The 13,827-nt window shown below is 53.5% G+C and carries 7 protein-coding genes; 4 read left to right on the top strand and 3 right to left on the bottom strand.

What is annotated here, in order from left to right:
- Positions 1-46 precede the first annotated feature (46 nt).
- Entirely contained in the window at positions 47-3,973 is a 3,927-nt protein-coding gene (locus JWZ98_RS04515) for an FAD/FMN-binding oxidoreductase (RefSeq protein WP_205453433.1), read from the bottom strand.
- 427 nt (positions 3,974-4,400) lie between these two features.
- Between JWZ98_RS04515 and JWZ98_RS04510 the strand changes: the two genes are divergently transcribed.
- Positions 4,401-5,201, top strand: coding sequence for a VWA domain-containing protein (locus JWZ98_RS04510; protein WP_205453432.1), 801 nt, complete (start codon positions 4,401-4,403; stop codon positions 5,199-5,201).
- A 186-nt stretch (positions 5,202-5,387) separates the two neighbouring features.
- Here JWZ98_RS04510 and JWZ98_RS04505 read toward each other — a convergent pair whose 3' ends face one another.
- Positions 5,388-7,055: a serine/threonine-protein kinase gene (locus JWZ98_RS04505; protein WP_205453431.1), complete on the bottom strand. Its 1,668-nt coding sequence runs from the start codon at positions 7,053-7,055 to the stop codon at positions 5,388-5,390.
- Positions 7,056-7,370: 315 nt separating this feature from the next.
- On the opposite strand from JWZ98_RS04505, the gene JWZ98_RS04500 reads away from it, so the two are divergent.
- The gene (locus tag JWZ98_RS04500) at positions 7,371-9,119 is read left to right on the top strand and encodes a DVUA0089 family protein (RefSeq protein WP_205453430.1); all 1,749 of its coding nucleotides are present in this window, start codon (positions 7,371-7,373) and stop codon (positions 9,117-9,119) included.
- A gap of 97 nt (positions 9,120-9,216) precedes the next feature.
- On the top strand, positions 9,217-10,077 hold the full coding sequence (locus tag JWZ98_RS04495) for an alpha/beta fold hydrolase (RefSeq protein ID WP_205453429.1): 861 nt from the start codon (positions 9,217-9,219) through the stop codon (positions 10,075-10,077).
- On the opposite strand, the gene JWZ98_RS04490 is transcribed toward JWZ98_RS04495, so the two are convergent.
- Positions 10,055-11,230: an integrase gene (locus JWZ98_RS04490; protein WP_205450356.1), complete on the bottom strand. Its 1,176-nt coding sequence runs from the start codon at positions 11,228-11,230 to the stop codon at positions 10,055-10,057. The two genes, JWZ98_RS04495 and JWZ98_RS04490, sit on opposite strands and share 23 nt — an antisense overlap.
- A gap of 173 nt (positions 11,231-11,403) precedes the next feature.
- Between JWZ98_RS04490 and JWZ98_RS04485 the strand changes: the two genes are divergently transcribed.
- A complete protein-coding gene (locus tag JWZ98_RS04485) occupies positions 11,404-13,665 on the top strand; it encodes a caspase family protein (RefSeq protein ID WP_205453428.1) in 2,262 nt (753 codons plus the stop codon).
- The last annotated feature ends 162 nt before the right edge of the window (positions 13,666-13,827 follow it).

The following is a 13,827-nucleotide window of genomic DNA, read 5'->3' as shown; positions in this document are numbered from 1 at the left end:
GCAAAGCCGACTGAAATATCAGTCGGCCGCCCTCAACAATATTCCCCTACACTAAAACCCGCTCAACACCGCCCTTGCTCACCCGATCCAAATAACCGGTCATCCAGTTTTCACCCAGCACATGCTTGGCGATTTCCACGACGATGTAATCGACTTCCATTTGCTCGACTTCGTCTTCGAACCGCTGTAAACCTTGCATGCACGAGGGACAAGAGGTCAACATCTTCACCGCGCCGTCGTAGCCGTCTGACCGTAATTTAGCCGTGTCCTTCTGCAATTCTTCCGCCTTGCGAAAACGAATCTGCGTGGAAATATCCGGCCGCGCCACCGCCAAAGTGCCCGACTCGCCGCAACAGCGCTCTGATTTCGCAACCGGCGCACCGATCAACTGATTGACCACTTTGATCGGATCTTGCTGCTTGAACGGACTATGACACGGGTCGTGATAGAGATAACGCGCGCCATTCACGCCTTCCAACCGCACGCCTTTTTCCAGCAGATATTCGTGAATATCGATCAGGCGGCAACCGGGAAATATTTTCTCGAATTCATAATCCTGCAACTGGTCCTGGCAAGTACCGCAGCTGACCACCACGGTCTTAATATCCAGATAATTCAAGGTATTGGCTACCCGGTGGAACAACACCCGGTTGTCAGTGGTAATTTTCTGCGCCTTATCAAACTGCCCGCCGGCGCGTTGCGGATAGCCGCAACACAAATAGCCAGGGGGCAGCACAGTTTGCACACCAATCTCGTACAACATCGCCTGGGTCGCCAATCCAACCTGCGAAAACAAGCGTTCGGAACCGCAACCCGGAAAATAAAAGACGGCTTCGGAATCGGTGCGGGTTTTGGCATGATCGCGAATAATGGGCACGATTTGCCCGTCTTCGATGTCCAGTAACGCCCGCGCGGTTTTGGTCGGTAAATCGCCAGGCATTTTCCGATTCATGAAATGAATCACCTGCTCGCGCACCGGCGGCTTGCCGACCGTGGCAGGCGGCTGCGCGATCTGCGCTTTGCTCCACGGTTTTAACAGCGTATTGCCGATGCGTTGCGCCTTGTAGGTCCAATCAATCATCGCCGTGCGCATCGCCTTAACCGTATTCGGACTGGACGCAGTCAAGAAAGCAATCGCCATGGTCTTGGCCGGGTTGAAACTTTGCTTGCCCATCTTGCGCAACAGATTGCGCATATTCATCGATACATCGCCAAAATCGATGTCCACCGGACAAGGATTGAAGCATTTGTGGCAGACCGTACAATGGTCGGCGACGTCTTCGAACTCCTTCCAATGGGTAATCGAAATCCCGCGCCGGGTTTGTTCTTCGTACAAAAACGCTTCGATCAATAATGAAGTCGCCAAAATCTTATTGCGCGGCGAATACAACAAATTGGCCGGCGGCACATGCGTGGCGCAGACCGGTTTGCATTTGCCGCAGCGTAAACAGTCTTTCACCGAATCGGAAATCGCGCCAATATCGCTTTGCTGCATGATCAAGGACTCAAAACCCATCAAACTAAACGACGTGGTATAAGCCGAACGCAAATCGGCACCCGGCATCAACTTGCCGCGATTAAAACGCCCTTCCGGATCGATGCGGTTTTTATAGGCATGAAAATCCGCCAACTCGTCCTCGGTCAAGAATTCGTATTTGGTGATGCCGATACCATGTTCGCCGGAAATCGCCCCGCCCAATGAACGCGCCAGGGCCATGATCCGCGCCACGGCGGCATTGGCTTCTTGCAGCATTTCGTAATGATCGGAGTTGACCGGCAGATTGGTATGCACGTTGCCGTCACCGGCGTGCATGTGCAGAGCCACGAATACGCGACCGCGCAGCACCTCTTTATGCAAAGCCTCGATGCGCTCGACGATGGGCCGGAAATTATCGCCTTCGAAAATTTCCCGCAAGCGTGGCAGCAATTCCAGCTTCCACGACACCCGTAACGAATAATCCTGCAAGCGATGAAACAAAATCGGCTCGACGGCACGATTGCTCAGTTCGCCGGCCTGGATACCTTGTGACGCGAAGGCTTTTTCGGCTTCGGCCAACGGCAAATCCAAATTATCGTAAATCCATTGCCAGCGCTGCTTTACCGTGTCTACCGCATCCAACGCCAAGGCCCGACGCTCGTCCAACAATTCGGCTTTATTCACGCCTTCTTCGTAGGCTCTAAGCGGCAAGTCGCCGCCCAGCAGTTCAATTAAGGCACTGCATAAGCGCAATTTATTATTCAGTGACAATTCGATGTTGATGCGCTCGATGCCGTCGCAATAATCGCCCATGCGCGGCAGCGGAATCACCACGTCTTCGTTGATTTTGAAGGCATTGGTATGCCGTGCAATCGCTGCGGTGCGGCCGCGATCCAGCCAGAATTTCTTGCGGGTTTCCGGGTTCACGGCGATAAAGCCCTCGGCACCGCGCGCATTACATATGCGCACCACTTCGGACGCCGCCATCGCGACTTGGTTTTCATCGTCGCCGACGATGTCACCGATTAAAACCATTTTCGGCCGGCCATGGCGCTTGGCTTTAGTGGCATAACCGACTGCTTTCACGTAGCGTTCGTCCAGATGTTCCAGACCGGCCAGCATCACCCGGCTAGCGCCCTCTTTCGGCAAATCCGCCAGATAATCGCGTATTTCGACGATAGAAGGCACCGCCTCGCGTACCTGCCCGAAAAACTCCAGGCAAAACGTTCGGCTGACAGGCGGCATTTCGTGCAGAATCCAGCGTGCGGAGGTGATAATGCCGTCGCAACCTTCTTTTTGAATCCCCGGCAGACCGCCGAGAAACTTGTCGGTGACATCCTTGCCCAGCCCCGTCTTGCGGAAAAAGCTGCCGGAAATTTCCAGCGTTTCCTCACCCAGCAATTGCTTACCGCTGGCATCGAAACGTTTCAGCAAAAACCCGGCTTTGTCTTGTTCGTGGATCTTGCCTAGATTGTGATTCAGCCGCTCGACTTCCAACCAATTGCCGTCCGGCGTCACCATCCGCCAGGAGACCAGATTGTCCAACGCGGTTCCCCATAGCACGGCTTTCTTACCGCCGGCGTTCATCGCGATATTGCCGCCGATGCAGGACGCATCCGCAGACGTTGGATCGCAGGCGAACACCAAACCGGCCTGTTCGGCGGTTTCCATCACCCGTCGGGTCACTACGCCGGCGCCGGTGTGAATCGTCGCATACGAACCATCCACGCCAGGCAATAACGTATGTCGCTCGACCGCCCCCATCACCAACAGCTTTTCGGTGTTGATCACCGCAGAATAAGCATTGAGCGGCACCGCACCACCCGTGTAACCGGTACCACCGCCGCGTGGGATGATGGTCAAGCCCAGTTCGATACAGCCGCGCACCAAATGCCCGACTTCATCTTCCGATGTGGGATACAGCACCACGAACGGATATTCCACCCGCCAGTCGGTGGCATCGGTCACGTGGCTAACCCGCGCGAAACCATCGAAGCTGATATTGTCTTTGCGGGTGTATTGCGACAACAGTGTCAACACGCTACGGCGCAGTTGCGCGGTACGTTCGAAATGGGCTTCGAATTCATTTACAGCCTGATGGGCAGCAGCAATCAATTGCCCCACCCGCTCGGCCCGCCCGGTGTGCTGATTCTCCAGTTCGGCTTGCCGGCCCTCCATTTGCCCCAAACGATGCCGCAAGGCTTGCAGCAAGGCGCGCCGCCGCTTGGCGTTATCGAGCAAATCGTCTTCGAGATAAGGGTTACGCTGTACCGCCCAAATGTCGCCCAATACTTCATACAACATCCGCGCGGAGCGCCCGGTAATTCTCTCACCGCGTAACGACTCAAGCACCCACCACATGTCTTCGCCGAGCAGCCGTATGACGATTTCACGATCAGAAAACGAGGTGTAGTTATAAGGAATTTCCCGCAGTCGCGCGGGCGTTGCATCATCGGATACTGGGAATAATTGAGAAGCCACTGGCAATCGGCGCATAGGAAGTCATAATGCGCCGAATTTTAGCATGTCATCCGCGCCGCCAACCCCTTAAATATCCACCTGCACCAGGAGGCCACCGATCATCAAAAAACCACCTGTTTGCCAATTTACTAATTTGCCTTGCAACCGGCACGGCAAGTCTTTTATTTATTTCAAAACAACAAATTGAAAACCATCGAACTTCCGGTCTTGAAATCTAAAACCAATCGATAGTCCGCCGCCTAAAATAGTGTCGATTTTTTTTACAAAAAAAATACGTCGAACAATCCGTTCAAGTGCAAATTATTGAAAATAATAAGGTGGCCCAATACTTGCTTTTTATGAATTGCTTTCCCCCAACTAAGAGACACTACCTAGCAATCGGGACTCGTCCAACGAAAACGCTTTGCCAGGTAAAAACGCTCCGAACTGCTGGGGAGTTAACTTGAATGGAACACTTTTTGGAGATCACATGAGAAAAATCCGCAAACTCACCTTGGCTGCGTCAATGGCGGCTACCTTCGCACTAAGCGCATTTGCGTCCAGCGCAGCCAATGCCGGCACCATCCAACTTGGCTTTATTCTCGACGAATCAGGCAGCATTGGCTCATCTAACTGGAATATCATCAAAGCTGGATTATCCAACGCTGTTAATAATTTGATTCCGCTGAACAGCAACTATGAAATCTCTGTCGTGACATTTAGCAGCTCTGCGACCGCGGACATTCAAAACTTCCTCGTCACAGACGCGGCCAGCCGCACATCACTGGCCACGAGTATCGCCAACCTAGGTTATAGTGGTGGCGGCACAAACTTTACAGCGGCATTCGACACCATGCGAACCACTCTGGCGGCGTCTACTTTGAATATCGATTTTTCTTACGTAAATTTTGCAACAGACGGAGTCACAAGCAACGAAGCAACCGCAATTACCGCGCGCAATAATTTGATTGCTGCCGGCGTGGATAACATCAGTATCGAAGGCATTGGTAGCGGGGTGGATACTGCCTATCTGCAAAACAGCATTTGCTACCCGGGTCCTTGCGACACAACCTCACCTTACAATTTCCCAACTCAAGGCTTTTACATTGGCGTTGCTAACGCGACTGCTTACGCAGCCGCGATTGAAAACAAAATTCGCGTTGTGACCCAACCAAATAATACTGTACCCGAACCAGCAAGCTTGGCCTTGACCGGGCTGGGCTTGTTCGGCATCGCCATGTCTCGCCGCCGTAAAGCTGCATAATCAACACTAAACTGCGCTTTCATCCTGCTAAACTCGGTCACAGACCGGCTTTAGCAGGCTTAGCCGCGACAAATAGCCCAATCAGAATTACTTGCAGAATTATCTGCTGATAATCTACGCAAACACGCCTCATCCGCCAGGTTCACCGCTCTTTGAAAATCCCTCCGCAAAGATCGGAAAACTAAATCAATTAAACCTGAGCTTATCTCGCAAACTCTGTAAGCCCTTGTGCACAGGGTTGACTTCCAAACCTTCCTGTACTTTTTTCAAAGCCTCCGAGCGGTCGTTCTTTTCGTAAAACTCCCACGCCTGCTGTTCCAGCGTATCGGCAATTTTATTGATGCCATCCATGGCCGCTTTGTTGTATGGATCAATTTTCAAAACTTCCTGATAAGCCCAGAACGCATTGCTGCCGGTCGGCGCGGTGAGGTAACCGACATCAAAATGAATATCCGCCAATTCCAGCAAATCCTTAATTTTTTGGTTTTGCTCCGGATTGAGCTCAACAGCGACCTTTACCACTTCGGTAGCGGTTTGCTTTTCATTGAGAGTCCAATAGACGTTCAACCCGATCAAACAAGCCAGCAACACACCCGTTGACCACAGTCCGTAATAGACAGACGTATGCGGTCCGATAGCCGCTAAAAATTCGTCGATAGTGGCACAGCGATCCTCCTGTCTAAAAGCCAGAGCCTTTTGCAATCCTTTCCATTGCCGACGTTTAAGCTGCGCAATGGGTTTGGGCTGTAGATTGACTTCCGTGGCCTTTTCCGCCGATAACCGGCCAAACGGATGCTTGCCGCTCAACAGTTCGTAAGTGATGCAAGCCAAGGCATAAATATCGTCGCGCGGATCGGGATCGCTATTTTGCAGTTGCTCCAAACTGGCATAGGCTGGAGTCATAGCGCCCAGCGACCGCGCATTAAAAATCGTCGCGTCGTGGCCATCTGTTTCGCTGCGGCCAATGGCGCAAGCAATCCCGAAATCCAGCACTCTGATTTCGCCGTCGTCGCCGACAAACACATTCCCCGGTTTAAAGTCGGAATGCACGATATTTTTCTTATGCGCATGTGCCAAGGCTTCAGCCATCGCACTGATGATAGGCCAGGCTTTTTTGAAGGGTAATCCGCTGTCGACATGCTCGCGTATCAGATGACTGAGCGGCCTACCCTGCAGGTATTCCATCGACATAAACACGTGCGTGCCGTCCCGATCAAAATCGTAGACTTTAATAATATTGGGGTGAGACAGGGTTTGCGCGCGCTTGGTCTCCCGCTGCAAAGCCACCAGCGCCATCGGATTGAATTGAAAATCCTGGTTTAACACCTTTAAAGCGACGAAAGGCTCTTTATCCGAGGCCTCTACTTTGCGCAAGTCGGTGGCTTTAAACACCATACCCATGCCGCCCACCCCGAGCAACTCTTCGAGCACAAAACGACCTTTCAAGGTACTCCCGACTGTCAGCTCGGCGCGCGGCTGCGAGGGATCCAAGCCTTGCAGCAAGGATTCGGTCGTCAGGGTAGGTGTTTGCGTAGCGGGTGAAACCGGCAGTATCGTCGTCGCCGTAGCCGGCGCCGAAACTATGCTGGTTGCATCGTCTGGAGCGGAGACCTGTGAAGGCGCCATTTGGGTTTGGTCACCGATAAACCGGGTTTCGTCTTGCATGACCGATTGCAAACCGCGATAAACATCCGCGCCAATGTTTCCGCTCCGATATTCGTTTTCCAAAAATTGCCGAGCCGCATCTAAAACTGGTTCGGGTTCCGCGCTTAACGCGGCCGCTACGGCCAATAAATCTTCATAGGCTAGTTGAGCCTGCTGAAAGGCTTTCAATGCGAGCTCAAATCTGGACATGGCAAACGACAGTCAGGGAAAGTGTAAGGATTTTAGCCGAAGAGCTTGTTCGTGTCGCTGCAATTGCCCTTGATGGTCTAAAAACCGCCAAGCCCCAAAATCGACCGGGATAAATCCCGTCCAGGTCCGGCAAATTCTCGCCACCGCTGCATTTGAGCTCTCCCAAACCCGACGGTCATCAGAAATTTACTGACCACGCTTCAATAAGAAAAAGCGCGATTGGCCGGCACCCAATCTCCAGAAAAATTTAATTACTATTGAAAACATCAACATGCATCTATAATAAGTTGCAAAAATTATTTGGAATAAATGCTCATGAAATCACTGTTTTTTTTTGAACTATTCTGCTCTAAAACCGCTGTTGCGCGATTAAGCAAACGGCAATCCCTAACCGCAGGCTCGTTAGTGACGTTGCTGCTGGCGTCGCCACTCGCGGCAGGCGTGGAATTCGCGAGCGGCACATTCAATCTAACCGGCTCCGGGGCCGGATCGGTGGGCTACCTGCCCTTCTCGCTGTCACAAACCACGCTGGTCGATATTGCCACCAGCGGCCCCACAACGGACCCCTATATTTTCCTGCTGAGCGGCACCGGCAATTTTACCAGCCTCTCCGTACTCACTCAGAACGACGACGGTTGTAACCAAATAGACTGCGGCGCGGCGGGCGTTTCTCCGAATTTTAACTCGCTGATTAACGACTACCCCTTGAGCCCCGGCAGCTATACTGTCGCGTTGGCAAACTACCCGTTTGCATCAACCGACGCTATCGCGGGTTCCAATATAAACAGCGACACGGGCAACGTGTTACTGATAGTCGGCGACTCGGGACTGATCATTCCCGGCACCGGCACCGGCTCGGGCAGTGCGAGATTGATTAGCTATGCCGGTAGCGGCGGCGCGGTCATTTCCCAATCGCAAATTATCGAATCAACCTCCAACGCCAGCGCGACCTCTCTGGCAATCAACAGCTTGTGCGCATCGCCCACCAGCAGCGCTGTTATCAGCGACTGCGCCAGAATCGCCGGCCTGGGCGCGGCTGCCAAAGCCGATGTTATCGATCAAATCACCCCTGAAGAGATCAATACGATTGCAGCCACCACGGTTGCCACTTCGCGAGCGAATTTCAGCAGCGTAATGGACCGCATCGCCACCTTGCGCGCCGGCAACGCGGGCGGCATCAACCTGGGCGGTACCAAGATCGGCGGCGGCAGCGGCGACGAACTACCGGAAATATTTCAACGCCTGGGCCTATACGGCAATATCGACGGCAGTTTTGGTAGCCGGAACCGCACTGCCAACGAACAGGGTTACAGCTTCGACAATCAAGGTGTCACAGTCGGTGCGGATTATGCTTTCACCGATAATTTTTTTGTGGGGGTGGCCTTTAATAACGCTCACAACAAAGCCGATTTCAACAACCGCGCCGGCCAACTTTATACCGCAGCCTATACCGGCTCGCTATACAGCACTTTGAATATTCAGGATTTCTATATCGACGCGCTGGCCAGTGTCGGCGGCATCGATTACGAATCCGAGCGGGCAATGAGCTTTTTCAACACCTCGGCAAAAGGCAGCACCTCGGGCATGCAGTATGCTTCCAGCTTGGGCGCGGGTTATAACTACCATATCGACAAAGTAGTGGTCGGACCTTATATCGGTTTCGACTACGCCAAAACCGAAGTGGACGGCTACCGCGAAACAGGTGGCTCCAGCTTCGGCACCAGCTACGGCAAACAAAACATAGAATCCATGCTGACCAAAGCCGGCGCCAGGGCTTCGTATGCGTGGAGCCTGCCTTGGGGCGTGATCGTGCCGCAAGTCAATGCCGAATGGGTACATGAATCCAGCTATAACGCCCAAGTCAGCGTCGTGCGCTTCGTGCAAAACAATGCCGGCTTTAACATCCGCTCCGACAATCCGGACCGCGATTTCATGCAACTGGGATTTAACGTGGCCGGCCAATTTGCCGACGGCATGTCCGCTTTCGTAGCCTACAACACCATCATCGACCGGGCAAACGTTTCAAACCACGCTTTCTCCAGCGGCTTGCGGCTGTCGTTTTAAACAACCTGGCAAACGGTCGATTGCCGGACGACCAAGCCTCCTGACCACGCTGCAAGCCCCGCAAGCAGCGTGGTCTATTCAAAATCGCCTGTACCTCATGCCTGTCAAGCGGCTACATTTGCTGATTAAACTGAGTCTGCTGCTTTTCCTGGCAGCTTGCAGTACCCCGGCGATGCGCCTACATGAGCAAGCCACGGCATTCGGCTTTCAGGCCTTGGAGTCTGAAGCCGCAGGATTCAAACTGACATCGTTTACCCACTTACCACCATCCGCCGGTAAACGCCTGCATGTTTATCTTGAAGGTGACGGCCGCCCTTGGGAACGTGGACTGTTTCCAGCCTCTGACCCCACCACCCGCACAGCTACCGTCCTGTCATTAATGTCTTCCGACCCGAAGCCGGCTTTGTACCTGGGACGGCCATGCTACAACGGCCACGCCGGCGACCCCGGCTGCTCGCAAAGCTTGTGGACCGGTGCTCGCTATAGCGAAAGCGTGGTAGCGGCTATGACCCAAGCATTAGCAGAATTCTGCACGCTAAACGGTTACAGCGAAGTGGTGTTGATCGGCCACAGCGGCGGCGGCACGTTGGCACTATTGATAGCCGAGCGCTTGCCGCAATCCGTCGCGGTGGTGACGCTGGCGGGGAATTACGACATCGATATCTGGGCCGATCATCACGGCTACCAGCGTTTGCATGACTCACTAAACCCCGCTAAGCGCGCCGGCAAACCCGGCATTGCGGAATGGCACCTGCTGGGCCAGCGCGATAACAACATTCCGCCGGCATTATTCCAACAAGCCCTGGAGCAACGCCCCAACAGCCACGTACAAATCGTCGATGCCGATCACGGCCATGGCTGGCAAGCCATTTGGCCGCAGATGCTAAAACGCCTGGACCACCCGTATTGCCTCATAGAAAAAGGTAACCGAAGTATCAGAGTCGTTGCCTCACATTAGAGGTAACCTGGACTTGTGAAAAAATGAGTTTCAATTGTTGCTCAATGGCGGCCTTAAGAGCAAATGGATTGAGTTTGGCATGATGTTCCTGGAGAGTCTGTTTGGTGGTTTCCGGAATGTCAGGATGATTGATCACCCGTTGGTAAGGGGTTTGCGGGGCATGGTATTTTTTCACGACTTTGGCGCCGTCTCGGTGTTTTTTCCGCAGTTTCAGACTGGGACAGAAATGATTCTGCAAAGGGCACCAAAGCGTGCTGTAGACCGCGTTCATCAACGGCACCAGCGCGGCATTATCCAGCCGGTCGTAGCCGAATAATTGCCTGGCGTGAGTCCAGTTTTTCTGCTCGACGTGGGCATTGTCGTTTTTCTTGTAAGGCCTGGAGCGGGTAAACGCCGGCTTTTGCGGGTGGTCGGTGAAATAGCGAACCAGGTGATGATTGAGAAATTCAGAACCATTGTCGCAATCGAAGCCTTTCAAAGGGAATGGCAACAGGTTCTCGATGGCCTGAATCTGTTCCAGGATACCTTGCGAGCCTTTATTCCAGGTGGCCCGGCATTCGGTCCAGCCGGTGACAATGTCCGTCATCGTCAGGCTCCAGACGAAATCGCCGGCCAGCGAATTGCCACAGTGAGCGACAGTATCGGCTTCGACAAAACCGGGCTGGGTCTCGTCCCAGTGATGAGTGCGGATGGGAATCTGGGTTTTCAACAGAGACCCGGGTTTGGTGCCGGACAAGCCTTTGGGGTGCTGGACGCGCAAGGGTTTGAGCAAGCGATCCAAGGTCGCCGCCGACACCTTGAGCAAGTCGGCGCGCACGCCATCCGCCAAGGGGCCGTATTGATCTTCGTAATGAGGCAGCCAGATCGGTATCGCGGCTTTCAGGCGCTTGCCGCACAGTTGATCGCTAGCAAACCAGATGCGCTTCAATGGCTCCAGCAACACCTCGGCTTGATATTTCCGCTTGGGGCCGGGCCGTTTGCTAGGCGAAGCGGTTGGCTTGGCTTTTCGATTCAGCAAACGAATCGCGTACTTACGGGCGTAGCCGCAGACTTCGCAAAACTCGTTCAGGATCGTTTGTTTCGTGGCCCTATCACTTTGTCGATAACGTTTTTGGATAGCCTGTAAATAGGCTCGTCGTTCGTGTTTTCCCATGGTGGTAACCCGCTTGATTTCGGTTACACACAATGTGAAGCAACGACCCGTTTTTAATGACCCCTTGGGTTACTTTTAATTTGAGGCAATTCGCCACCAGCCCTAGCCATTTGCGGGGTAGCGGATTTCTGCTATGGTTGCCAGATAAAATCAATCATTCGAGGCGGCACACCATGGCGACACAAAGAGTATTGAACCGTACGCTGGCATTGGCAATTGGCGGCATTTTAATGTCCGCCTGCGCCCGCGACGTCAGCCAGGAAGAAATGGCCAAAGCCACCGAAGGCTATATCGTGGCCGACACCAGCAAACTGTTTGTCGTCGATTGCCTGCTGCCCGGACAGGTACGCAAGCTAGGCTCGCAGATGACTTATCTCAGCGCCCGCCGCCCCATCCGCACCACCGCCGCCGATTGTGAAGTCCGCGGCGGCGAATATGTCGCTTACGACCGCGCCAACTACGCCAGCGCCTTAAATATCTGGCTACCCAAAGCCCAGGAAGGCGATGCCGCTGCCCAGTTGTACGTCGGCGAAATTTTCGAAAAAGGCCTGGGTACGCCAGCCGACTACAAAGCCGCCGCGCAGTGGTACGAAAAAGCCGCCAATCAAGGTAACTCGCAAGCACAATTGAACTTGGGACATCTTTACGAAAAAGGTCTGGGCGTTACAGAAGACAAGGAAACCGCGCTGCGCTGGTATCGCAAATCGGCCGGCCTGGAAGACGCCGGTATCCAGTTCGCGCCCGCCGTCAATGCTCAAGCCATCGCCAACAGCGAAGAATTGGCCACCTTGCGCAGCGAAGTAGCCGAGTCCCGCCGTGAAGCGGAGCAACTGCGCGAGCAACTGCAAAGCACCCGCCAGCAAACCCTGGATCAACAAGAGAGTTTGCGTAAGGCTCAAGACGAGTTGGAAGCCTTGCGTAACAAACTGCAACAACAAAAATCCACCACGCCCGGCGGCTCCAGCGACATCGAATCGCTGGAAAAACAGTTGCGCGAAAAGGAAAGCCAATTAAAAGACCAACAAGCCAAACTGGGCAGTTTGACACAATCTCTCAGCCAGGAAAGGCAGCGCATGAAACGCGAACTGGAAGCGGCACGCCAGCAAAGCCCAAGTGCTAAAGCCGTTGAAAGCAAAACCAACGACATCGAAAACAAACTCAACGAAAAAATCGAAACCTATCAAAAACAATCGGCGGAGCTGACCGGCTGGCTGACCTCATCGGACAAACTGGACAGAAACCAAATAGATTTGCGCAAGCAAGCCTTGCAACAGCAAGCCAAAGAAATTGCCGCGCTGAAAGAAAAACTGCAACAACAAAGCTCAAACCTAGTAGCTAGTGGCAACGGCCCCAATATCGAACTACTCGAACCCGCCGTTACCGTCACCCGGGGTATTCCCAGCATTCAATTTGGCTTGGGCGAGAGCAGCAAACGCATCGTCGGCAAAATCGACGCGGCGACCGGCCTGAGCCGCTTGCTGTTAAACGACAAAGCGATAAAAGTCGATGCCAACGGCCGTTTTGAAACCGACGTTAGCTTGAAAGGCGACGAAACCTTGGTGCGCATCGTCGCTACAGACAAACGCAATCAAAGCAGTGACTTGAGCCTGCGCCTGCTGGCTTCCGGTAACGCGGCCGAGGCAGTGTTTCCGAGCAGCAACGGCAGTGAATTGAAACGCTCCGGCGATATTCAATTCGGCAAATTCTACGCAATCATTATCGGCAATAACGAGTACGGCGCTTATCCGTCTTTGAAAACCCCCATCGCCGACGCCAAAAGCCTGGAACTGCTATTACGCGAACGCTACGGCTTCAAAACCAAATTGCTGATCAACGCCAATCGCCACACGATTATGTCGGCGTTCAACGAACTGAATCAAAAACTCACCGAACAGGATAATTTGCTGGTTTACTACGCCGGCCACGGCGAGATCGACAAGAAAAGTCAGACCGCCTATTGGCTGCCGGTCGATTCGGAAACCGGCAATAGCGCCAACTGGATTTCCAGCCAAAGCATCACGGAATTTTTAAGCATCATGCCGGCCAAACACATTATGGTGGTAGCCGATTCCTGCTATTCCGGCGCGTTGACCGGTTCGGCAGTGGCCAAATTGCCGGAGGGCATGGACGACGCCAAGCGCGAACGCTGGTTAAAAGCCATGAATAGCCGCAAAGCCCGCACAGTGTTGACTTCCGGCGGCGTTAAACCGGTTATGGATCAAGGCGGCGGCGACCATTCGGTGTTCGCCAACGCCTTTTTGAAAGTATTGCGCGGCAATAAACGCATCATCGAGGATTACGACATCTTCCGGGATGTCGCCAATCAAGTGCGGGCCTCGGCGGCAAAAGGTGGTTTCGAGCAAATGCCGCAATACGCCCCTTTGCAGCACGCCGGCCACGAAGGCAGCCCGTTCTTTTTTGTGCCGGAAGTTTAGGCGGATTGGCTATTCAGACTGGAAACCACCATCTATTCCGATGAATGGTCGGCCACTAAACTCGATATGATCGTGCCGGTTATGGTTTAGGTTTTTGGACGTCACGAACTCTCTCAGCCGACCCGTTGCGGGCTATCGTTCGATCTGACTCAATGGCAGCAA

Source organism: Methylomonas sp. EFPC1, assembly GCF_016925515.1.
GTDB lineage: Bacteria > Pseudomonadota > Gammaproteobacteria > Methylococcales > Methylomonadaceae > Methylomonas > Methylomonas defluvii.
This window is presented reverse-complemented; position numbering and strand designations above follow the sequence as displayed.